21 protein-coding genes are annotated in these 22,559 nt (G+C 36.9%); 14 read left to right on the forward strand and 7 right to left on the reverse strand.

All coding sequences use genetic code 11. The features are described from left to right. Positions 1-40: 40 nt before the first annotated feature. Positions 41-1,348: a UDP-glucose dehydrogenase family protein gene (locus KHA87_RS17030; RefSeq protein ID WP_349305596.1), complete on the reverse strand. Its 1,308-nt coding sequence runs from the start codon at positions 1,346-1,348 to the stop codon at positions 41-43. A gap of 52 nt (positions 1,349-1,400) precedes the next feature. Further along, on the reverse strand, positions 1,401-2,276 hold the full coding sequence (gene galU / locus KHA87_RS17035; protein WP_213095384.1) for a UTP--glucose-1-phosphate uridylyltransferase GalU: 876 nt from the start codon (positions 2,274-2,276) through the stop codon (positions 1,401-1,403). Between the two features lie 293 nt (positions 2,277-2,569). Between galU and KHA87_RS17040 the strand changes: the two genes are divergently transcribed. The 7 genes from KHA87_RS17040 (at position 2,570) to KHA87_RS17070 (ending at position 9,838) form a co-directional block, all read left to right on the forward strand. After that, complete coding sequence (locus tag KHA87_RS17040) at positions 2,570-3,664, forward strand: CotS family spore coat protein (protein ID WP_213095385.1); 1,095 nt, start codon at positions 2,570-2,572, stop codon at positions 3,662-3,664. A 2-nt stretch (positions 3,665-3,666) separates the two neighbouring features. Then, a complete protein-coding gene (locus KHA87_RS17045; protein ID WP_213095386.1) occupies positions 3,667-5,100 on the forward strand; it encodes a glycosyltransferase family 4 protein in 1,434 nt (477 codons plus the stop codon). Between the two features lie 121 nt (positions 5,101-5,221). After that, positions 5,222-6,712: an amidase family protein gene (locus KHA87_RS17050; RefSeq protein WP_213095387.1), complete on the forward strand. Its 1,491-nt coding sequence runs from the start codon at positions 5,222-5,224 to the stop codon at positions 6,710-6,712. Between the two features lie 102 nt (positions 6,713-6,814). After that, entirely contained in the window at positions 6,815-7,942 is a 1,128-nt protein-coding gene (locus KHA87_RS17055) for a DEAD/DEAH box helicase (RefSeq protein WP_213095388.1), read from the forward strand. A 137-nt stretch (positions 7,943-8,079) separates the two neighbouring features. Further along, positions 8,080-8,409, forward strand: coding sequence for a PadR family transcriptional regulator (locus tag KHA87_RS17060; protein ID WP_213095389.1), 330 nt, complete (start codon positions 8,080-8,082; stop codon positions 8,407-8,409). Next, complete coding sequence (locus KHA87_RS17065; protein ID WP_213095390.1) at positions 8,396-8,944, forward strand: HAAS signaling domain-containing protein; 549 nt, start codon at positions 8,396-8,398, stop codon at positions 8,942-8,944. Before KHA87_RS17060 ends, KHA87_RS17065 begins: the two co-directional genes overlap by 14 nt. Before the next feature lie 3 nt (positions 8,945-8,947). Continuing rightward, complete coding sequence (locus KHA87_RS17070) at positions 8,948-9,838, forward strand: DUF4097 family beta strand repeat-containing protein (protein ID WP_213095391.1); 891 nt, start codon at positions 8,948-8,950, stop codon at positions 9,836-9,838. Between the two features lie 41 nt (positions 9,839-9,879). Here KHA87_RS17070 and KHA87_RS17075 read toward each other — a convergent pair whose 3' ends face one another. The 3 genes from KHA87_RS17075 to KHA87_RS17085 all read right to left on the reverse strand — a co-directional run bounded on the left by KHA87_RS17075 (position 9,880) and on the right by KHA87_RS17085 (position 12,946). Then, entirely contained in the window at positions 9,880-10,413 is a 534-nt protein-coding gene (locus tag KHA87_RS17075) for a hypothetical protein (protein ID WP_213095392.1), read from the reverse strand. A 256-nt stretch (positions 10,414-10,669) separates the two neighbouring features. Further along, the gene (locus KHA87_RS17080; protein ID WP_213095393.1) at positions 10,670-11,122 is read right to left on the reverse strand and encodes a DUF2269 family protein; all 453 of its coding nucleotides are present in this window, start codon (positions 11,120-11,122) and stop codon (positions 10,670-10,672) included. Positions 11,123-11,389: 267 nt separating this feature from the next. After that, positions 11,390-12,946, reverse strand: coding sequence for an ABC-F family ATP-binding cassette domain-containing protein (locus tag KHA87_RS17085; RefSeq protein ID WP_213095394.1), 1,557 nt, complete (start codon positions 12,944-12,946; stop codon positions 11,390-11,392). A gap of 359 nt (positions 12,947-13,305) precedes the next feature. Between KHA87_RS17085 and KHA87_RS17090 the strand changes: the two genes are divergently transcribed. The 4 genes from KHA87_RS17090 (at position 13,306) to abc-f (ending at position 17,260) form a co-directional block, all read left to right on the forward strand. Further along, the gene (locus KHA87_RS17090) at positions 13,306-13,836 is read left to right on the forward strand and encodes an RNA polymerase sigma factor (RefSeq protein WP_213095395.1); all 531 of its coding nucleotides are present in this window, start codon (positions 13,306-13,308) and stop codon (positions 13,834-13,836) included. A 55-nt stretch (positions 13,837-13,891) separates the two neighbouring features. Further along, positions 13,892-14,851, forward strand: a complete 960-nt coding sequence (locus KHA87_RS17095) for a Gfo/Idh/MocA family protein (RefSeq protein WP_213095396.1) — start codon at positions 13,892-13,894, stop codon at positions 14,849-14,851. 211 nt (positions 14,852-15,062) lie between these two features. After that, positions 15,063-15,197, forward strand: a complete 135-nt coding sequence (locus KHA87_RS22460) for an RAxF-45 family protein (protein ID WP_283249464.1) — start codon at positions 15,063-15,065, stop codon at positions 15,195-15,197. Positions 15,198-15,361: 164 nt separating this feature from the next. Further along, on the forward strand, positions 15,362-17,260 hold the full coding sequence (gene abc-f, locus KHA87_RS17100) for a ribosomal protection-like ABC-F family protein (RefSeq protein ID WP_213095397.1): 1,899 nt from the start codon (positions 15,362-15,364) through the stop codon (positions 17,258-17,260). Between the two features lie 69 nt (positions 17,261-17,329). Here abc-f and KHA87_RS17105 read toward each other — a convergent pair whose 3' ends face one another. Then, positions 17,330-17,767: a C40 family peptidase gene (locus KHA87_RS17105; RefSeq protein WP_213095398.1), complete on the reverse strand. Its 438-nt coding sequence runs from the start codon at positions 17,765-17,767 to the stop codon at positions 17,330-17,332. A gap of 298 nt (positions 17,768-18,065) precedes the next feature. Here KHA87_RS17105 and map point away from each other — a divergent pair, with 298 nt between their 5' ends. Continuing rightward, a complete protein-coding gene (map, locus tag KHA87_RS17110; protein ID WP_213095399.1) occupies positions 18,066-18,809 on the forward strand; it encodes a type I methionyl aminopeptidase in 744 nt (247 codons plus the stop codon). 166 nt (positions 18,810-18,975) lie between these two features. After that, positions 18,976-19,881 (forward strand): SDR family oxidoreductase, encoded by a 906-nt coding sequence (locus tag KHA87_RS17115; protein ID WP_249310589.1) that lies wholly within the window; start codon positions 18,976-18,978, stop codon positions 19,879-19,881. Positions 19,882-20,183: 302 nt separating this feature from the next. On the opposite strand, the gene KHA87_RS17120 is transcribed toward KHA87_RS17115, so the two are convergent. After that, positions 20,184-21,200 (reverse strand): LacI family DNA-binding transcriptional regulator, encoded by a 1,017-nt coding sequence (locus KHA87_RS17120; RefSeq protein WP_213095401.1) that lies wholly within the window; start codon positions 21,198-21,200, stop codon positions 20,184-20,186. Positions 21,201-21,373: 173 nt separating this feature from the next. Between KHA87_RS17120 and KHA87_RS17125 the strand changes: the two genes are divergently transcribed. After that, positions 21,374-22,507, forward strand: coding sequence for an amidohydrolase family protein (locus KHA87_RS17125; protein WP_213095402.1), 1,134 nt, complete (start codon positions 21,374-21,376; stop codon positions 22,505-22,507). Positions 22,508-22,559 lie beyond the last annotated feature (52 nt).

The raw sequence follows: 22,559 nt of genomic DNA on the forward strand, positions 1-22,559 counted from the left end.
AAAATACTTCCTTTTTTGAAACAAGTTATACTCCTGCGCTTTATAATCCTACTCCAAAGTAGTGATATCCTAATTGCAATAATTTGGATGAATCAAGAGCATTCCTTCCATCAAAAATTAGTGGTCTAGAAACTAGAAATTTTGCACCCTGCCAATCTATTTCGAGGATTTCATTCCATTCGGTTAAGATGAAAACAGCATCAGCGTCTTTGAGTGCATCGAGAGGGGTTAATGAATAAGTAATGGAAGGATAAATTTTTTTAACATGTTCTGCCCCTTGAGGGTCATAGGCTGAGATGGATACATTGTTTTTTAATAGGAAATCGATAACTCTTAAAGAGGGTGCTTCTCTTATATCATCCGTTTGCGGTTTAAAGGTCAAACCTAATATTGCAATACGTTTGTTTGAAAGGTTACCCACTACCTGCTTAACTTTTTCCATGAACCATTCGACTTGTGTTTCGTTCACATATGAAACAGCTTGTAAAATATTCATGGAAACTTCACAATCAGCGGCTAATGCTAGCACTGCTTTTATATCCTTTGGAAAACACGAACCTCCATACCCAATTCCTGCCTGCAGAAAATCAGGGCCAATCCTCTTATCCATTCCCATTCCTGCTGCAATCTTATTAACATTGACACCTTTTTTTTCACATAATCTTGCTAATTCATTCATAAAGGATATTTTCGTGGCCAAAAAAGCATTAGAGGCATACTTAATCATTTCTGCTTCTTTAATGGTTGTATATAGGAAGGTTGTTTCAACATTTTTATATAAATTTCTCATTATTTCCCTTGCATTATCGGTATCGCAGCCTATTACAATTCTTTCAGGATATAAAGCATCGTATAATGCTTTTCCCTCCCGAAGGAATTCTGGATTTGAAACAAGATCAAAAGGAATAGATTGATTTCTTTTAATCATCTCTTCTTTTATGACATGTTTTATCCGCTCTCCTGTGCCTATTGGAACGGTGCTTTTAATGACAATGGTCTTATAATCATTCATGAATCTCCCGATATTTCTTGCCGCATCCTCCACATAGGTCAGATCAGCGTTTCCATCCTCTGTTGAGGGGGTTCCTACCGTCAGAAATAGAATATCGCACTCATGAATACCCTTTGTTATATTAGTGGTAAAGGAAAGTCTATTGTTGAATAGGAATGCTTGCAGTAGCTCTTCCAAACCTTCTTCGTAAAAAGGGAGTTTGGAATTATTTAAATTTTTAATTTTATCCTCGTTTATATCCATGACTGTTACAGTATAGCCGTATTTTGCAAAAACAATTGCCGTAGTGGTACCAACATAACCTGCCCCGATAATCCCTATTTTCAAATTGTTCACCCCCATTCAGTAAAAGACACTTTAGTAATGTAATAGAATGATATTCTGATATTTATTTTTCCCGTTGAAGGACCTCGGACAAATATTGAAGAACCTCTTCTTTCATATCGTATCTTTGGAGTGCAAAGTCTATTGTAGCGCGAATAAATCCAACTTTATCCCCGATATCATATCGTTTTCCTTGAAAATTAAAAGCTAAGACCGCCTGTGATTGATTTAAAATATTTATGGCATCCGTTAATTGGATTTCTCCACCGGAGCCCGGCTTTAAATCCTTTAAAATATCAAAGATCTCCGGCTTTAATATATATCTTCCAAGAATAGCGAAACGAGATGGTGCCTCTTCGATACTAGGCTTTTCAATTAATTCTTCGATATTAATAATCTCTTCATTAATTACACAGCCATTTGGTTTAACAATACCGTATTTTGATACCTCATCCATTGGTACTTCCTGAACGCCAACGATGGATGCTTGGTAACGATTAAATACTTCTATCATTTGCTTTAGACAAGGCTTTTTTGATTTTACGATATCGTCACCTAAAAGAACTGCAAACGGTTCATTACCAATAAAGCTTTTTGCACAATAAACTGCATTTCCGAGGCCTTTTGGTTCCTTTTGGCGTATATAATGAATATTTGCTAATTCTGAAATAGATTGGACGTTTTTCAGCAGACCAAATTTATTTTTCTTTAGAAGAGTTTCTTCTAATTCATACGATTTATCAAAGTGGTCTTCGATGGATCGTTTACTTCGGCCGCTAATAATAATAATGTCCTCAATTCCCGAGGCTGCTGCTTCTTCGATAATATATTGAATGGTTGGTTTATCTACTATCGGGAGCATTTCCTTTGGCAATGCTTTTGTTGCAGGGAGAAACCTTGTGCCTAACCCGGCAGCAGGGATAATAGCCTTTCGAATCATTCTCTCCCCTCCTTATTCCAAACTGGCCAATATAGCCGTTTATACTTTCTATGATGAAAAGACACATAGAGTATGTGGGATTTACCTATAAAGGAAAATTTATTTTAGGTACCTGGGTAGATGTGCTTGGAGACCAAGCTTTTTAAAGAAGGCTTATTATAACTGCACATTTTATTGAGGCATAATTGATGGAACTACCTATACAATTATTTTTTTTAGACATAAAAATATTGTTAATAGGTGCTAATATCTCTAATGAAAAAAGAGTCAAAAGTAAATCTAGGAGGAGAATAATGGAGAAGAATAGGATTGAGCCGTGGGTGGAAGAAGTTGGCTCCGATGAATTTTACGTGCCGGATTATATCGAATCTCTAGGAAAAAATGTTCTGAAAAACTATGATTTTTCCATTCAGAGTATGAATGTCGTCACAACTAAACCAGATAAAGGTGGTGCCATCTGGAAGCTTGCAACAAGCTCTGGCCCAAAAAGCTTAAAGCTGCTTCATCGCAGACCAACTAGAAGTATGTTTAGCTTAGGGGCACAGGAATACTTAGTAGAGGTCAAGAAGGCTAGGGTACCAAAGATTATTAAAACGAAGGATGGACGAAAGTATGTAGAAGCCGGGGGTAAATTGTGGTTTGTTGCCGAATGGATTGAGCCATTGGAGCCTGTATCAAAAGATTTAAACGGTGCAAAAATGTTATGTGCAGCACTTGGTGAGTTTCATCGGTTAACGAAAGGATATGTTCCACCGCACAAAGCCGAAATTGCCTCAAGATTATATAAATGGCCTAGTAATTATGAAAAGGTTAGGGTCAAAATGGATTGGTTCCGCAATATTGCGAGTGCCTACCATGAAATGCCGGCTAGTTCTGATTTACTATCGGTTGTTGGTGAATTCGAAAGACAAGCCGAGAACGGAATAAAGGCGCTTCAAGAATCGAACTACTTCGACATGGTTAAGCTTGGAAATAAAGAATGGGGACTGGTTCATCAGGATTATGGATGGTCCAATGGACAAAAAGGTCCAGGAGGAATGTGGATTATTGACTTAGATGGTGTTGCATATGATTTGCCGATTCGAGATTTAAGAAAACTAGTAAGCGGTACTATGGCTGATTTGCAAAAATGGGATAAAACTTGGATAAGGGAAATGATCCTTGCGTATCATGAGGAAAATCCGATATCAAGAGATTTATATGATATATTAATGATCGATTTATCCCTTCCTAATGAGTTTTATAAAAATATAAAAGAGGTCGTTTATGAACCGGAGCAATTTTTAAATAATGAAACGAAAATTCTTATTAAGAATATAGTGGACCTTGAGAAAACAAAGTGGACGGTTTTAAACGAATTAAGAGATGATTGGAAAGGGATGGAGTAATAATGAAAATATTAATGATATGCACGGAAAAGCTACCTGTCCCTCCCGTATTGGGTGGAGCCATTCAAACCTATATATCCGGAATACTCCCGTATTTAAGGAATTCACATAATATTACGGTACTTGGCATTCATGATGACTCCCTTCCTTCTGAAGAAACGGTTGATGGAATCCATTATGTTAGAATTCCTGGGAAGATTTTTGAGATATATCGAGAAGGAGTTATTTCTTTCCTCGAGTCGAACCATTTTGACCTTATTCATATATTTAATAGACCCCGTCTTGTTCTTCCAATCCGAAAAGTAGCTCCGCATTCAAAGATTACTTTAAGCATGCATAATGATATGTTTAAGCCTGACAAAATTCAATCCGAGGAAGCATCAGCAGTAATTGGGGAAGTCGCCCAAATTGTTACCATTAGTAAATATATTGGCGAAGAAATTAAGCGATATTTTCCCCAGGCTGCAGATAAGATTCGTCCTATTTATTCCGGTGTAGATATAAAGCGCTTTTTGCCTGGTGATCATGCAAAAATGCAGGATATCCGAAGAAATCTCCGGAGAAAACATGATTTAGAAGGTAAAACGGTTATTCTATTTACCGGAAGGCTTTCCAATAATAAAGGGGTAGATCGATTAGTAAGAGCATTACCGGAGCTTTCGCGGAAGTTTGACGATTTAGCTCTTGTCATTGTCGGAAGCAAATGGTTTAGCCAAAATGATGTTACGGACTATGTAGCATATGTGAGGGCATTAGCTAATAGATCGCCGGTTCCGGTGATAACGACTGGTTTTGTGGCGCCAAGTGAAATTCAGAATTGGTATGCGGCAAGTGATATATTTGTGTGCACCTCCAGATGGCAGGAGCCACTCGCAAGAGTTCACTATGAAGCCATGGCCGCAGGACTGCCGATTATAACGACAGCAAGGGGAGGGAATCCAGAGGTAATCCAGTCGGAAAAAAACGGCTTTGTTGTCAAGAATCCAGACGATCCAAATGAATTTGTTGATAAAATTTCTAAGGTATTGTCCAGCAAATCATTAATGCGGAAAATGGGGGAAAAGGGCAGAGAACTTGCAGAATCCCAATATACATGGGATAGAGTGGCATCTGAGGTATTGGAAGTTTGGGAGACTGCAATGCTTGCTCCGGAGTCAATAGATAACGAGTATGATTCTTCCGTGGTCATAGATATTGAAGAAATAAGAGACCGGAAGCGTGATCGTGATCGATATACAAGCTACAGTACGCATCGCAAACATAGGCGAGATTCTAGAAGAACTAGAAGAACTAGACGAACCCGAAATACTAGGCGTGAACGCAGGGAAGAAAATAGAAAACATCTAACGAACAGAACTGTTGAAAGAAAACAAAGTTCTGAGAGAGTCCAAGAAAAGGTAGTAAAAACAATCAATTATAAATGGAAGCCAATGTAATTATGTAGGCCAATGATTGTTCAAGAATTATTGGCCTTTTTGTTTTTATTTGGAAAAAGGGATTAATACAAGTCGACTAGAAATATAAACAGAAATAAATTTTTAAAGGGGAAATGTATTGATGAAAAATCCGAGGCTTATAAAAATTCAGCAGGACTGGTTAATAGAAGCAACCATAGATGAAATGCAGGAGAAGATGGAAAACGGCGAGATAACCTCAAAGGAACTAGTCTTAATGTATTTGGATAGAATTGCCCAATTTGATAAAAACGGTCCGAAAATAAATTCTGTACTGGAAATCAACCCTGATGCACTGCAAATTGCGGCTGGTTTAGACGCAGAAAGAATATACAAAGGCCCAAGAGGTCCACTTCATGGCATTCCAATACTGATTAAAGATAATATTGATACCTTTGATAAAATGCATACGAGCGCAGGGTCTTTGGCATTGGCAGATTCGGTTGCCAAGCAGGATTCGTTTGTTGCAAAATTGTTAAGAGAAGCAGGCGCTGTCATTCTTGGTAAAACGAATATGACAGAATGGGCCAATTTTATGGCAAACAATATGCCGAGCGGATATAGTTCCAGAGGTGGGCAGGTCCTAAATCCTTATGGACCTGAAAAATTTGATGTAGGAGGTTCCAGTTCCGGATCCGGGGCTGCGATTGCAGCCAATCTTGCGGCAGCAGCTATTGGAACAGAGACATCTGGTTCGATCTTAAATCCAGCAACGCAAAACTCTCTAGTCGGGATAAAGCCTACAGTTGGACTTATTAGCAGGAGCGGTATCATTCCAATTGCGCATAGTCAGGATACTGCCGGTCCAATGGCAAGAACTGTAAAGGACGCTGCTATTCTTTTATCCGCTTTGACAAAACAAGATTCCAATGACGCAGCTACTTTAACGAATACAAAATTAAGTGATATTGACTTTACATCCTTTTTACAAAAGGATAGTCTAAACGGTGCCCGAATTGGGGTCGCAAGGGAATGGTACTTCCAGTTTTTAAATGAAGAAAAGCTGGAAATTATTAATCATACATTAGATATAATAGCTGAATGTGGTGCTGTGTTATCGGATATTTCGATTCCTTCTGCTAAGGCAAAATGGAAGTACGATGTTTTAACATATGAGTTTAAGGCAGATGTAAATGCATATTTGCGCCAAATCGATTCTAGTCTTCCAGTACGTTCGCTAAAGGATTTAATTGAATTTAATCAAAAAGACCCGGAAGCAATGTTAAAATATGGACAAGCTGTATTAGAAGAATCAGAAGCAACGAGTGGGACATTAACAGAATTAGATTATGTACAAGCCCTTGAGGAGGATATTTATTTATCCACGGAGCAAGGAATTGATTATGCATTACAGGAGCATGGAGTAGATGCAATTATTTTTCCGCAGTTTTTTGGAGCAAGCATTGCAGCTAAGGCAGGATATCCATCCATAACGGTACCAGCTGGTTATACGAAGGATGGTGAACCTGTCAGCATTACCTTTACTGGTACAGCCTACAGTGAACCAATATTATTAAAATTATCCTACGCATTTGAGCAAGCAACCAAGGCAAGGAAAGCTCCTGAATTAACAACAACTGTAGAAATAAAATAAACTATTCATCCCTCTACCCATATTTGGCTAGGGGTTTGTCTTGTTTGCAAATATTAGTGTATGATATAGCTTATATAAGTTTTCGGTGTAAAAGGAGAAAATATGTTGAACGAATTTTTAGAATCATATCAAGCTTTTATTAAAAGCAATTGGGTAAAGGCAGGTTACGAGAAGTTAACGGCTGTCCAACTTGAAGCAATGCCATATATATTAGAAGGTAAAGATGTTATTGCCAGTTCTCCAACTGGTACAGGTAAAACCATTGCTTATTTGCTGCCGTTGCTGGAAAAAATAAATCAAGAGAGTAAAGGTGTTCAATCCGTTATTCTTGCCCCATCACGAGAATTGGTGATGCAAATTCTTGAGGAGACTCAAAAGTGGGCAGAAGGTACGAGTATATTAGCCGCTTCCTTTATCGGAGGAGCTAATTTAAAACGTCAGCTGGAAAAATTGAAGAAAAGACCACAAATCGTAATAGGAACACCTGGGAGAATTAATGAACTAATCATGCAAAAGAAGTTAAAAATGCATGAAGTGAAATTGTTAGTAATGGATGAAGGGGATCAGCTATTGCTGCCTGAAAATAAACAAGCAATCTCTAATATTGTGAAATCAACTTTGAGTGACCGCCAGCTGGTGTTGTTCTCTGCAACATTATCACCTGAAGCGATTCAGAAGGCAAGTGCAATGATGAAAAAACCGGAGCTAATCAATATTACTGTTAAGGAATCTCCTAAGGTAGAGTACCAATATTTTTTATGTGATGCACGAGAAAAAATAGATGTACTTCGAAAGCTTAGTGCTGCGGAGAAATTTCAAGCTCTGGTTTTTGTTAGGGATATTGGAAATCTCTCTGTCTTAGCAGAAAAACTCCAATTTAAGGGAGTTTCAGTTGGACAGCTTCATAGTGAGTTGAAAAAAGAAGAGCGGGCAAAAGCAATCAAGTTATTCAAACAAGGAGAAATTCAGTATTTGCTCGTAACAGATGTCGCGGCAAGGGGGTTGGATTTGCAAGGATTGACCCATGTCATTCATTATGAACTTCCGGAAGGTCTCTCCCAATTTGTGCACCGTTCAGGAAGAACCGGAAGATTGGGCTCCGCATCTGGAACGGTAATATCGATCGTAACGGAGCGTGAGGAGCGGAAACTTAAGCAAATTTGCCGCGAACTAAATGCAGATCTGCATAAAAAGGAATTGGTGGCAGGGAAAATTATGAATAGTAAATAAAAAAAATCGGATACGAGTATGTATCCAATTTTTTTTCATTTACTACCTTGCAATATTCAGTAGTATCGATTATTATATAGTTACAAATAACTATTGAATATTAATTAATAGTGGTTAATATTCAGGAGGTGGAAATTTTGAATGTTCAATTTAAAAAAGGTGTGCTTGAATTATGTGTATTAATATTAATTTCAAATAAGGACCAATATGGTTATGAATTAGCACAAAACATATCCAATAAGATAGAAGTAGCGGAGGGAACATTATATCCGTTACTGCGGAGATTAACGAAGGAAGAGTTTTTAACCACCTACCTTTCTGAATCATCTGAAGGTCCACCAAGAAAGTATTATTCACTTACACAAAGCGGAAGAGAGTATATGAACGAGCTAATAAGGGAATGGCGCCAGTTTTCAATGGCGGTTAACCAATTTATCGAAGAGGGGACGAATCATGGGGAAAAATGAATTTTTTAAACAACTTGATGCTGCTCTGATCAACATCCCGGAACAGGATCGTAAAGATATTATGTATGATTTTGAAGAACATTTTGCTGTTGGTCTTGAAAGTGGGAAGAGCGAGCAAGAAATTATCGATGAGCTTGGTGATCCAATCGATATTTCGAGAGATTTATTAGCAGATTATAAAATATCAAAAGTGGATAACTCCGCAAAAGCACCTAGCATTACTCGTACAGTTTTATCCTCGATCGGGTTAGGGTTCTTTAATCTCGTCTTTATTTTGGGACCTGTAATGGGAATCATCGGGATATACATTGGGGTATGTGCGATGGCCGTTGGATTTACCCTTTCTCCTTTGCTGACTGTGTATTCAGCGCTTATTGGAGAATACGACGGGCTTGGCTTTGAAATGTTTAATACTCTAGTTTTGTGTGGAATCGGTTTAATTCTTGGTGTTGCTGCAGTATATGTGGGGAAATTCCTATATAAGGGTATTGTGAAATATATTCAATTTAATATACGGGTCATATTAGGGAGGTAGCAGATGGTGAAAAAAATTGTATACAGCGGATTGATACTTATTATTATTGGGCTCATTGGCTCAATTGCAACTTTTGCCGTAAAGAATCCGTTTCAAACCATACATTTACATGAAAATAAAACCATTAGTATAAGTGACGTAAACAAAATAGAAGTTAAATCATCCTCCACGGATGTAATGGTGATTCCTTCTAAACAAAAGGATATTACCGTTAAACTGAGCGGAAAATTAAGTAAAAATTTGAAGGACCATTTTGAGCTTAATGTGGATAAGAAAGACGGTACAGTTGAAATTGCAATAAAAAGAAAGAATTACTTTAACATCAGTTTAATGGCCATAAGTCAAACAAAGCTCATTATAGGCTTACCTGAAAATATGTATCAGTCTATTTCTGTGAAGACATCCTCCGGGGATATTTTGACAAGAGGATTGCACGCAGAACATTTAGGTGTTAAATCAAGCTCTGGCGATATACGAATAGAAAAGGGAACAGTTGATAATAAAATGACAATAGAAACATCTAGCGGTGATATTAATACGAATATGCAAGATTCTAAGCTTGCTAGTTTTTCCAGCTCTTCCGGGGACATAATGTTAGAGAGTATTGCAGGGATTGTAGATGTAAATTCAAGTTCTGGCGATATTGAAATTCATCCAAATGATAAGATTAAAAAGATCTCGGTTGAAACCTCAAGTGGTGATGTTCAAGTACAAACACCTCAAAAGGAGCTCCCATTCAATATTAATTTTAAAGGTAATTCAGGAAGTGGAACGGTACAATTAAAGGATGTGCGATATTCTGTAAAATCAGAGAATGTGATAGTCGGAAAGATTTCTACCGGGACCATAAAGCTTAAAGTCAGGACGTCTTCCGGTGATTTTAAAATGAAATAACATAAAAACAGCAGCCATTATGGCTGCTGTTTCATTATAGATTAAGAGTTTACGTCATTGCTTATGCTAGCTTTTGCCAAACCAACTTTATCTAACAAGCTTCCTAATGCTTCATCAGCAGAAGTAAGCTTCTCGTTAGCAGCATCAAGTGATGGCTTGTCTTTTTTCAATTCATCAGCTTTTAATTGATAGGAATCCTCTAAATCTTTTAAAACTGCTTCAAGATCGGATTTATTGTCCTTTAATCCGGATGGAATCTTCACTTCTTGAATGCTAGTTACAACATTAGGTGCACTTTCCGCTGCCTTAGCTCGTAAATCTGCAAGTTCTTTTGCGGATGGTTGTGGATCTGCCGCTAATGCTGCTTCATATGCATTAATGTCTGAATCGTTTGCATTAATTTTATTGACAAGATCCATGTAAAATTGCATCATGTCAGACTTTTCATTTGTTGCATTTTCCTTTTTATTGTCACTTGTTTTCGAATCTGATTTAGAAGAATCACTATTAGAGCAAGCTGCTGTAAATACAACCACAAGAGCTAGTCCTAAAGCGATTAACCATTGCTTTTTCATATATTTTTATCCTCCCAACTGAATTGTTCGACAATTATGTCTCCGATATGTATATTAGCATGACAAAAATAAAAGGTAAAGGAAAATTGCAGTAATACTAAAATGTTATAATTGTGCGAAATATACAAACTTTATAAAAATATGGAATTATTTGTAGGAATAAAAAAACGGACTAAGAAGTCCGTAAATATCTAAGGAAACTCACGTATTATAGTTTAAATGATGAAAATAAGCTAGGAATAGGAGTTATCCTATATTAAAATGGCTTAACGGTCATTAGGACAATTAAAACAATGGCTGCTACATGTATTATCCAATTATATGGACGTAGACCATGATTCAACACCTCATAATCATCCGGAATATCTACTCCTTCATTTTCATCGAGAATTTGTTCCATTTGTTTAAGTTTCTTTGGAAGAATGCCGGCAACGATTGGCTGTACAAGAATATAAATTATGATGGAGGCAATATACCAGCCGTGTTGGAAAAGATCCATATTAATGAATCCAAGAATGAGTCCAGTAACAAGCAGCCCAATACTTCCGAATTTTACAGGTTTTTCAATTTGCTTGTTTAAAAGCAAGGAAAATTTCGCCTGTTCCAACGTTTTAGGATATTTCATCACTAAAGGCATTGCAAAGCTTGCTCCTAATCCTGCGACTGCAGCTATAATGTGAAGTAATAAGACAAATCCGTAAAATGTCAATTTATCCCCCCCTTTTTCCTATTCCTTTAACTAATTATATAGAATTATATGAATAGTTAGAATGTATGATATAAAAAAAACTCCGTAAAATACGGAGATAAATATTAATGGCAGTTTAAATCAGAATACTGCTTTACAATATATTTTTTATTCTATAAAGACTTGGTCTGGTTTTGGGGACACTTTTTCTTAAGTTGATTATTGAATGTAAACCAAAGTAAGGACTTTGCGTCACTTGAAGCAACAAAGTTTAAGAGAAGTGCCTTATTAAAATACTTTCGTTGTCCAAGATTCGCAATTCCATACATCAGTAACCACATCATGATAAAACTCAGGCTCATGGCAAATAAGAAGAACGCTTCCTTTGTATGCTTTTAAAGCACGCTTAAGTTCTTCCTTGGCTTCGACATCAAGATGGTTTGTTGGCTCGTCCAAGACCAAAATATTTGTTTCTTTATTAATGAGTTTACATAGTCTAACCTTCGCCTTTTCTCCACCACTAAGCACTTCCACCTTGCTTTCAATATGTTTAGTAGTTAACCCGCACTTTGCCAAAGCTGCCCGAACCTCATATTGGGTAAAAGAAGGGAACTCATTCCAAACATCCTCAATACAAGTTTGATAGTTTGCTTGCTTTATTTCCTGCTCAAAATACCCGGTAAATAAATAGTCCCCTAATTGAACAGATCCGGAAATTGGTTTGATTTCACCCAGGATGCTTTTTAATAGGGTCGTTTTTCCGATACCATTTGCCCCGACAAGTGCAATTTTTTGACCACGCTCCATGCGTAAATTGAGTGGCTTTGAAAGGGGCTCATTGTATCCAATTACTAAGTCTGATGTTTCAAAGATAATCTTTCCAGATGTTCTGGCATCTTTAAAATGAAATTCTGGTTTTGGTTTTTCTACAGCAAGTTCAATGACTTCCATTTTATCTAATTTCTTCTGACGTGACATCGCCATATTTCGAGTGGATACCCTAGCTTTGTTTCGAGCAACAAAATCCTTCAATTCTGCAATTTCCTGCTGCTGTTTTTTATAAGCAGACTCGAGCTGCTGCATTTTCATTTCATGAACTTTAAGGAAATTATCATAATCCCCGACATAGCGATTTAATTCTTGATTTTCCATATGGTAAATAAGATTGATAACACTATTTAAAAACGGTATATCATGGGAAATAAGGATAAAGGCATTTTCATATTCCTGTAGGTACCTTTTCAGCCACTCGATATGCTGTTCATCAAGATAATTAGTTGGCTCATCTAGAAGCAAGATATCTGGCTTTTCTAATAGTAGCTTCGCTAGCAGGATTTTCGTTCTTTGCCCCCCACTTAAATCCTGAACATCCCGCTCAAGACCTATTTCGTCCAAACCAAGACCGCGGGCAACCTCTTCGACCTTCGCGTCAATAATGTAAAAATCATTATTAGTTAAGGTATCTTGAATATTCCCGACTTCCTCCAACAATGCTTCAAGCTCCTCTGGCGTCACATCGGCCATTTTCGTATAAATATCGTTCATTTCCGCTTCCAAATCAAAAAGGTATTGGAAGGCTCCTTTTAATGCATCGCGGATTGTTATCCCTTTTTTTAAGACAGCATGCTGATCAAGATACCCAACTCGAACTTTTTTTGCCCACTCTACTTTACCCTCATCAGGCTGCAGCTTACCCGTAATGATGTTCATAAATGTTGACTTTCCTTCACCATTTGCGCCAATTAAACCGATATGCTCGCCTTTTAAAAGACGGAAGGACACGTCATTGAAAATCGCTCTGTCACCAAAGCCATGACTTAAATTTTTTACAGTTAAGATACTCATATTTATATACACCTTTTTCAGTTGTTTTTTTTCGCATAATGAAATTATATAAGAGTGCTGCGTAGGATGTAACTATAATTTTTTTGAAATGAAAGGAAAATTTGGACAGCCCCTGCTTTCTAAGACTTAAGTCTTATGGAAAATTACTACCGTCCTCTCATGATGAAAATAATAGATAGTGATATTTTTATTACAATTATCAAACTGTAGGGTTTTTATTTTTAGAGACGTTCATTAATAGAGAAATAACTTAATAATTTCTAAGCAAAACTTAAAGAAAACTTAAGAATCTTTTTTTTCTATTTTAAGCTTATTTCCATATAATGAACGAGAATATGAAGATTTAGGAGAGAATTGGTATGATAGTGTCTGATTGCAAGAGCGATAATGTTATAGAATTAGAGGAATTTATTCAAGCACACGGAAAAGCACTTTTACATTATATTTATTCGATTATGAAGCATTGGGAGCTGGCAGAGGATATTTATCAAGAGACTTTGCTTTCAGCATTTATTCATTATAAAAGCTTTGAAAAAAGAGCATCCCTCAAAAATTGGATTTTCAAAATTGCTCAAAATAAATGCAAGGATGAATGGAAGAAGGACAATGTACGTCAGCGATATTTGCATTCTCAATCATTTCAAGATACGGATGAAAACTATCTAGATGATACGGAAAAGAAGGTAATGGAAAAATGTTTGCATGAGGAATTAATGAAAAAAATAAACGAACTGCCGAACCGTTATAAAAACCCTATTTTGCTCTATTATTTCCATGATTTCACTATAATGGACATTTCAAACAACAGTGAGATACCGATGTCAACCGTAAAAACTCAATTAAAACGTGGAAAAGAAAAGCTGAAGAATAAGGTTGCTACTATTAACTAAAAATTTGACGTTTTCAAAAAGTCGGAGAATAATAGAGTAAAAAGGGGGTACAAATATGGACCAGAATCACTTAAAAGTGGGAATTATCGGCTTGGGAGTTGTTGGCGAAAGACTGCTTTGGCAATTTGTTAAGCATCCAAAAACAGTTGTTGCCTCTATTTGTGATACGAATGAGGCAAGATTGCACGAACTACAAGAAAAGTTGGAAAATGTGAAAACGTATACTAATTACAATAAAATCATTTTAGATCCTTCTATTGATCTTATATATATTGCAGTCCCACCAAAGCTGCACCATCAGATTGCACTCGAAGCGGCGCAGGCAGGCAAACATATTTTATGTGAGAAACCGTTGGCCAACTCCTTGAAAGAGGCAGAGGAAATGGCTAATATTGCGGAAACTGCAAAGATTGTTAACGCAATTAATTTTCCGTTAGCATACAGTAGCGCTGTTCATACATTGAAATCAAAATGGAAGGATGGAGAAATCGGGACACTGAAGCGTGTTGAGTTAAAAATGCACTTTTCAGAGTGGCCACGCAAATGGCAGCAAAACCCGTGGATTGCAGGCAGGGAGCAAGGTGGTTTTATCCGCGAAATTACCCCGCATTATATACAAGTAATGCAAAACTTTTTCGGAAAAATTACATATGAGACATCTTTAATTGATTATCCAAGTAGTCCTGAACTCTGTGAAACGGGAGTCATTGCCAAGTTAACCCTACAAGACGGTACCCCAGTAGTCATGGATGGCTTAAGCGGCATTGGCAGACAAGAAGAAATTTCCTTTAAGCTGTATGGAGATAAGGGAACGCTAGCATTGAAGAATTGGGCTAAGCTTGAAGGGGAAACTACAGAACAATCTTCATTTTCCATTGAAGCAATAGAAAACGAAGAACATCAGGATCTTATTTCTGAAATAGTGAAAGCAGTAGAGGGGAGACCAGCTAGAATGGTATCCTTTAAAGATGGATATAATGTTCAAAGGGTATTAGAACAGGTTTTGCAACATTAGGCTTGCAATAAATGTTCAAAAAAATTAAAATAGTAATGAATATGGCTCTTTTCTTAAAACTTGTTGCTTTTGCAGATGAAAACATTTAATATCCTTATTTGGTAAGGAGATATTTTTCTTTTTAAGAAAAGCAACAGGTTAGAATCAGCTTTTGGATTTAACAATTGAAACTATAACAATAATTATTATGATGGAAAGGTGGTGTATAGAGATGAATCAAGCCGTTTTTGTTCGCGGGCAATGGATGGAATATATGTACATTTGCCGTGCGATTTTTCATGCTGTAGTTGTCAACGGGATAAGTATGCCCTTTTTTAGCAACTGCATAGCGAAAATAAAACGGTGAGAAAATCTCTATATCCATTTTTCTATAGTTCGGTAAATGGGAGGGCTTCTTGCTCTCCCTTTTTTATTTGTTATTTAATTAACCTATTTTTCGAACGATAGCCATGGGATTTTACTTTCCTATGGCTTTTTTGTGTGTAATAAAACAGAATTGGAGTGAACAAAATGATTGTTTGCAGTGTTCAAGATATTAGTAAATCTTATGGTGGGAATCCTATTTTTGAAAATATAAGCCTGGAGATTAAGGAGAAGGATAGTATAGGACTAGTTGGCCGCAATGGAAGCGGAAAAACAACTTTGTTAAAAATTCTGGCTGGGATCGAGGAGTATGATTCAGGTCAGGTGCACTGGAAAAAAGGAATTGGAGTTGGTTATTTAGCACAAATTCCAGATTATTCAAAGGAAATGACGGTGGAAGATGTTTTAAGAACAGCATTTCAATCTCTTCTAGATAATCAGGCAAAAATGACAGAATTAGAAGAGAGAATGGGAAAGGAAAGTGACCCGATTAGGCTGCAAAAATATATGGGTTTATACGGAGAGCTTCAGGATCATTTTATCCAGCATGGCGGGTATGAAATCGATGGGAATATAGAGCGGGTAGCAAATGGTTTAAATATTGGAAGCCTGCTTCCGCAATACTTCCAACAATTAAGTGGCGGTGAAAGAACAAAAATTGGCTTAGCCTTTATTTTATTGAAAAATCCAGATTTTCTTTTACTAGACGAACCGACGAATCATTTGGATTTGAAGGCAGTAGAGTGGTTAGGGAGCTTTTTGCAGGAATATAAGGGTACTATGATAGTCATTTCCCACGATCGCTACTTTTTAGATGAGGTTGCAAATAAAATCGTGGATTTAGAGGACGGAGAAGTAGCTGTCTATCATACTAACTTCTCTGGATTTGTAAAGGAAAAAGAGCAAAGAATGCTTTTGGAATTTCAAGCCTATCAGGAACAGCAAAAGAAAATAAAGAAAATGAAGGATGCCATCAAACGACTAAAAGAATGGGCAAATCGCGCCAATCCACCTAATGAGGGTCTGCATAAACGTGCCAGAAATATGGAAAGAGCATTAGAAAGAATGGTCAAGCTCGATAAGCCAAATATAAATCCGAAGAAAATAAGTGTAGAGTTTGATCATGCAGATAGAAGTGGAAAAGATGTTATCTCTTTACAGGGAATAGCAAAAACCTATGACGAAAAGCTACTATTTGATGACGTGAATATGCAAATTCATTATAAGGATAGAGTAGCAATCATTGGAGAAAATGGAACCGGAAAGTCTACTTTAATTAAAATGATGTTACAGCAGGAAAGTCCTGATATAGGTGAAATACGCCTTGGTAGCAATTTGAAAATAGGATATTTATCACAGCATGTATATGATACCGAGATGAAAAATTCAGTCATAGATGAATTTCGAAATGAGGTGTCTGTAACAGAAGGGGAGGCACGTCATATATTGGCCAGATTTCTCTTCTATGGTCACTCAGTCTTCCGGAAAGTAAATCAACTGAGTGGTGGGGAAAGAATGAGGCTTCGCTTGGCACAATTAATGTGTAAGGATATAAATGTGCTTATTCTTGATGAACCAACCAATCATTTAGATATCGATTCCTGTGAAGTGTTAGAGGAAGCCCTTGAAGGATTTAGGGGTACGATTATCGCAGTATCCCATGATCGGTATTTCTTGAATCGCCTGTTTGGAAGAATTTATTGGATAGAAAATCAAATGGTTCACCATTTTGACGGAAACTATCAGTGGGCGAAGGAGAAAATGGAGGCGCTTCGACCAAACCTAGAACAAGTAGTACGGGAATCAAATAAACGGGAGAATCTTAAAAAAACAGTAGTGAAAAAAGAAAGTAATCAAATACCTATTCTTGAAAAGGAAATTGAAGAAATTGAGATTTCAATTGGTTCCCTCCACAAGCAAATGGAAAAGGAAATGGAAATAGAAAATCTGCAAAAACTTCATAATGAAATAGATAAACTGGAAATGAGAAGAGAGGAAATTTATCAGGAGTTAGAACTAATGGAGCAAAGAATGAGTAGCAGCTGACGGGGCAACCTGTCAGCTGTTACTCATATAAGAAAAAAGTAGCGAATTCGCTACTTTTCTTAAAATCTATTATATTCTCTTCGCGCCTAAGTATCTTGCTTTCCAATACTCGCTGTTTAGATTGTCTATCCTTACTCCTTTTGAAGCAGAGTGAATTACTCTATTATTACCTAAGTATATTGCAACATGTGAGGCACCCTTTGAATATGTACGGAAAAATACGAGATCACCTGGTTTTAAATTTGATTTGCTAACAGAAGTTCCTTTTTTGAACATATCTGCTGCTGAATGAGGTAATATAATACCGTTTTTTCGAAACGAATAGGAAACAAATCCAGAGCAATCAAATCCCTTTGGTGTTGTCCCACCCCATCTATAAGGTGTTCCTATGTATTTTTTTGCTTCTTTAATAACATTTGATGAGGATGCTGCAGCAGCCTCTTTTGCCGGAAGTAAAAATACAAGTCCTAATAATAGTGCTACGAGAAGGGGTGTGATACGTTTCATTTATCAGGGTCACCTCAAGTGTATAATTTATTATTAATTAAGAAATTTATCTCTAGTTAACTTCGTAAACGAATACTCTTTTATCCGATGTTTTTAATATATCAGAAAATTGTCGAAATATTAGTTACAGTTATTTTAAAAAGTGTTACAAAAGTATTACATTACGTTACAAAAGATAGAGAAGAGATTTTGAAATGCTCAACTTTTTTCCTATAATAGATAGGGACTATATTTTTTATGTTTTAAATCTCAACGAATTGCTACAATATCTTCATAGAAAGAATCAGGAGGTTGACAAATGATTGTAAAAAATGACCAAGACATAGAAGGGTTAAAAAAAATAGGCAGACTTGTCGCAATGATACGTGACGAGTTGAAAATGAAGGCAATACCAGGGGTTACCACTAAGGAACTTGATGAATTAGCAGGTAAGCTTTTTGAGGAAAATGGTGCAATATCTGGGCCAAAAGGAGAATATGACTTCCCAGGCTATACATGTATAAGCGTTAATGATGAGGTTGCTCACGGTATTCCAGGTGATAGAGTCCTACGTGATGGGGACCTAATCAATATCGATGTTTCCGGTTCTTTAGACGGCTATTATGCAGATACTGGAATTTCATTTGTTGTTGGAAATGGTGATCCAAAATTACAGGAACTCTGCGATTGTGCCGAAAGAGCTTTCCAGAAAGGTTTGGAAAAAATTAAAGCAGGTACAAAGCAAAACCAAATCGGCAAGGCAGTAATGAACGAGGCAAAAAGGAGCGGATTCACGGTAATTATGAATTTAACTGGCCATGGGGTCGGCAGGGCGCTTCATGAGAAGCCGGATTACATAATGAATTACTTTGAGCCTTGGGATAATGATTTATTAAGAGACGGTATGGTTATAGCCTTTGAACCCTTTATTTCTACCGGAGCAGAAGAGGTGGAAGAGCAGGATGACGGCTGGACTTACAAAACTCCAGATGGCAGTCATGTTGCACAGGTAGAGCATACCGTGATTGTAACAAAGGAGAAACCGATTATTTTAACCCTATAATAAAAAAGTAGGAAAAGAAGGGATCTTATGAGGGATCCTTTCTTTTTTATTAATCAAGAAATGGAGATAACCACCCATGAAAGCATAGATCCTAATACACCATTTGAGCATATAAGAATACACTAAATGGTAAATGCCTAATTATGGGGTGATGTTTATGTATCCAATGTATCCTTATTATTCTTATTATCCAACGAGAGTGAGGCGACCAAAAAAACCAAACAGGTTTCCGCCTCAGCATCAGGATAAACAGCCGGGAATCGAAGGATTAATGAATCCAAAACCAATCATCGAAAGTGATCAATATAAACCAGGCGGCAAATTAAAAAACAAGGTAGCGATTATTACCGGAGGAGATAGTGGAATTGGAGCGGCAACCGCTATTGCATTCGCAAAAGAAGGAGCAAACATTGTTATTCCATATTATTATTCCTATGAAGATGAGGATGCTCTTCGAACAAAAAGAAGAATTGAAGAATTGGGACAAAAATGCTTGCTGATCGTAGGGGACTTAACGGATGAAAATCATTGCAGGAATGTAGTGGAAAGAACGATTAAAAGATTTAAAAAGCTTGATATTCTCGTCAATAATCATGGTGTACAATATCCCCAAAAAAGTCTTTTAGACATTACGAGTGAACAGTGGGATCATACATTCAAAACGAATATTTACAGCTTCTACTATGTGACAAAGGCAGCGCTTCCTTATTTGAAAAGGGGGAGCACCATCATAAACACTGCATCCGTTGTAGCTTATGAAGGAGAAAAAACATTGATAGATTATACATCAACAAAAGGAGCCATTGTTGGCTTTACCAGAGCACTTTCGCAAAACCTGGCAAAGAAGGGAATAAGGGTTAATGCTGTTGCCCCTGGCCCAATTTGGACACCACTTATACCATCTAGCTTTTCAGCGGAAAAAGTTGCCCGGTTCGGCGCAGATGTACCGATGAAAAGGGCAGGGCAGCCATATGAGCTAGCTCCTGCATATGTATATCTAGCTTCAGATGACTCAAGCTATGTAACTGGGCAGGTTATTCACGTGAACGGTGGGACGATGGTGAGTTCTTAAGTTCCACCATACAGAATATGACATTAATTAGTAGGGCTGCGAATAGTAGCCTTGAGGAACCTTTGCTTAAGTGTTACGCTTTTTCGAGGAAACAGGATCCGCTAATCTAAATTAATTACCAAAATTTAAAGGTTTAATGGACTCTGAGTACATTATTTACGAAAAATTATAATGTGGATACTACTTTTACACAAAATAAAGGAACGTATGTCCTCAAACATAGGGAAATAGCCCTTTTTATCATAAATATCGGAGTCAGGGTCCACTTAACTAATCCTGATTCACTCTAACCCAGCGATACACTAAAGATGGTGTTTTTTAATAATAGAATTTCCATTTTGAAAGGTAGGCCTAATAAATATAGATCTGCCTTTTCCCCCATTTATTAATTCAAACAGTAGTTCGGCCGTTTTGATTCCGATTTCCTGATTATCAATCTTGATGGTGGCAAGGGATGGATTGTAATAAGGAGTCATATATAAACCATCATAGCCAATAACAGATATATCATTTGGAACATTCCAGCCTTTTTCGGTTAAAAGCGAAATTCCGCCCATTGCCATTATATCATTTGCAAAAAAGATTGCGGTTAGCTGTGGATTTTTATCCATCAGAGTTAATGCACTTTGCCCTCCGCCGTATCCGGAAAAATCACTGTGAATGATTCTTTTCTCATTATAAGAGAGCCCGAATCTCTCCAATGCTTTTCGAAAGCCTGCAAGTCTTTTTTTACATATTCCGATATTTTCCGGCCCATTAATAAAACCAATTTCCCTATGACCCAATTGAAACAGTTGTTTAACTGCCAGCTCGGCTCCATAAAATTCGTCTGTTCCAATACAAGAACATTGCTTCAAAAGTAAATCCTCTTCAATAATCACAACCGGTACAGAAGATTTCCTGATTTGTTGTAATACTGAGCGGTATTGAAGACCGGAAAATACAATAATTCCCGACAGATTTCTTGTCTTTATAATGGTTTCTATTTCGTTATCTTCTATATTATATGGATTAATCGAGGCGATAATCGTACTTTTTCCATACAAAGCAAGTGTTTTGTTGATATAAGGAAGCATCTCGAAAAAGGCAGGACGTGCTTCCCCCATCGTACTATCTTTAATTAAGAGTCCAACTAAATTACTTTTACTATGTACTAATTCCTTTGCGAACAAATTTGGTACATAACCTAGTTCCTTCGCTGCTTGTAATACTTGTTCACGCGTTTTTTTACTTACACCATATTGAGAATTTAAGGCGCGAGATACAGTGCTTGTTGAAAGATTGGTCCTCGCTGCGATATCTTTTATGGAAATATTCATCAAAAACTTCCTTTCTGGGGAACGTTCCCAACATTGATGCAAATATAAATTTTTAAAAAGGTTATTTACAAATTATCATAACATATAATACTATTTAAATAAACTGAAAATTAATGTAGTTTCTAATAATTAATTTCGGGAACGTTTGCGAAAAAAACAAGGGGGGAAAGAGGATGAAATTAATCGGATTAAAGGGTGCACTAGTTATATCGTTATCTGTATGTCTATTGTTTGGATGTGAGAGCAATAAGCCGGTAAGCAAGCCGGCGGACAAAAAAGAAAAGATAACGATAAAAATATCAGTTCTAACAGATTATGAACCAGACAATAAAATGTCGGAAAAAGTAAAGAAAATGCGGAAGAATAAAAAAACAGGGGAGCCATTGTACGAGGTGTACAAAAATTTGCCTTTAATAGATGTCCATAATCATCAAGCATCTGAGTTTCCAACTAGTACATATGAACAATTAGGAGTGGACAAAACCGTACTTTTTGGAAATATTTCAGAATATGCAGCTATACATACCGATCAATTAGCCTGGGATGACTATAAACAGCGTCCCGATCTCGTCTATCCTTCCTTTGCTGGTGTCAATATTTATAGTAAGGATGGGATTAAATATGCAAAGGATAATTTGGAAAAGGGCTATCTTGCAATTGGTGAACTCGCAGCTGCATCCACCTATTCACCTGTTGTATCCAATCTTGAGTGGAAAGGAGAGGATCCAACTTCGGGAAATTTAGGGGAAATATACAATCTAGCTGCCAAATACAAGGTACCGGTTCTCTTGCATATCGATCCTCCAGGCGGAGCACCAATAGAGGGGTTAAAACGAGCTTTGACAGAGCATCCCCACACAAATATTATCTTTGGACATGCAAATGTTGCTAATACTCCGGAGCGGATAGAGGACCTATTGAAGAACTATGACAACTTGTATATAGACTTTTTTGCAGGCTATACAGAATATGACGAATCTAGCTCGTACAAAATCAAAGATTTTATTCCATTAATAGAGAAGTACCCAAATAAATTTTTATTTGGTACTGACGGCGGATTTGGAATAGGCTACGATAATGCAATTAATGCAATTTACGAAACGATAGACCAATTATCTCCGGAAACAGCGGTAAAAGTAGCCTATCAAAACTATGAAAGATTAATAGAAACACAGCCGCCTACAAAAACACAAATAGGAAATATTCAAAAATATGCAAGTGAAATTAGAACTAAGGAAACCTTAAAGCTAAATAAAAGAATGGCTAACGAACTTCTCTTTAAGCTTCAAGAGAAAAAGACAAAATAAATGCAGCTGTACAATTAGTATTAAATATGGAAAAGCCGTCAAACAGCGATGG

Source organism: Bacillus sp. FJAT-49736 (genome assembly GCF_018343615.1).
Taxonomy (GTDB): Bacteria; Bacillota; Bacilli; order Bacillales; family Bacillaceae_C; genus Margalitia.

What these genes read in the sequence shown, in the direction of transcription:
- galU (WP_213095384.1), bottom strand. Translation starts at nt 2,276, where the DNA reads ATGATTCGAAAGGCTATTATCCCTGCTGCCGGGTTAGGCACAAGGTTT.
- KHA87_RS17040 (WP_213095385.1), top strand. Translation starts at nt 2,570, where the DNA reads ATGGAGAAGAATAGGATTGAGCCGTGGGTGGAAGAAGTTGGCTCCGAT.
- KHA87_RS17045 (WP_213095386.1), top strand. Translation starts at nt 3,667, where the DNA reads ATGAAAATATTAATGATATGCACGGAAAAGCTACCTGTCCCTCCCGTA.
- KHA87_RS17050 (WP_213095387.1), top strand. Translation starts at nt 5,222, where the DNA reads ATGAAAAATCCGAGGCTTATAAAAATTCAGCAGGACTGGTTAATAGAA.
- KHA87_RS17055 (WP_213095388.1), top strand. Translation starts at nt 6,815, where the DNA reads ATGTTGAACGAATTTTTAGAATCATATCAAGCTTTTATTAAAAGCAAT.
- KHA87_RS17065 (WP_213095390.1), top strand. Translation starts at nt 8,396, where the DNA reads ATGGGGAAAAATGAATTTTTTAAACAACTTGATGCTGCTCTGATCAAC.
- KHA87_RS17070 (WP_213095391.1), top strand. Translation starts at nt 8,948, where the DNA reads ATGGTGAAAAAAATTGTATACAGCGGATTGATACTTATTATTATTGGG.
- KHA87_RS17075 (WP_213095392.1), bottom strand. Translation starts at nt 10,413, where the DNA reads ATGAAAAAGCAATGGTTAATCGCTTTAGGACTAGCTCTTGTGGTTGTA.
- KHA87_RS17085 (WP_213095394.1), bottom strand. Translation starts at nt 12,946, where the DNA reads ATGAGTATCTTAACTGTAAAAAATTTAAGTCATGGCTTTGGTGACAGA.
- KHA87_RS17090 (WP_213095395.1), top strand. Translation starts at nt 13,306, where the DNA reads ATGATAGTGTCTGATTGCAAGAGCGATAATGTTATAGAATTAGAGGAA.
- KHA87_RS17095 (WP_213095396.1), top strand. Translation starts at nt 13,892, where the DNA reads ATGGACCAGAATCACTTAAAAGTGGGAATTATCGGCTTGGGAGTTGTT.
- KHA87_RS22460 (WP_283249464.1), top strand. Translation starts at nt 15,063, where the DNA reads ATGAATCAAGCCGTTTTTGTTCGCGGGCAATGGATGGAATATATGTAC.
- abc-f (WP_213095397.1), top strand. Translation starts at nt 15,362, where the DNA reads ATGATTGTTTGCAGTGTTCAAGATATTAGTAAATCTTATGGTGGGAAT.
- KHA87_RS17105 (WP_213095398.1), bottom strand. Translation starts at nt 17,767, where the DNA reads ATGAAACGTATCACACCCCTTCTCGTAGCACTATTATTAGGACTTGTA.
- map (WP_213095399.1), top strand. Translation starts at nt 18,066, where the DNA reads ATGATTGTAAAAAATGACCAAGACATAGAAGGGTTAAAAAAAATAGGC.
- KHA87_RS17115 (WP_249310589.1), top strand. Translation starts at nt 18,976, where the DNA reads ATGTATCCTTATTATTCTTATTATCCAACGAGAGTGAGGCGACCAAAA.
- KHA87_RS17120 (WP_213095401.1), bottom strand. Translation starts at nt 21,200, where the DNA reads ATGAATATTTCCATAAAAGATATCGCAGCGAGGACCAATCTTTCAACA.
- KHA87_RS17125 (WP_213095402.1), top strand. Translation starts at nt 21,374, where the DNA reads ATGAAATTAATCGGATTAAAGGGTGCACTAGTTATATCGTTATCTGTA.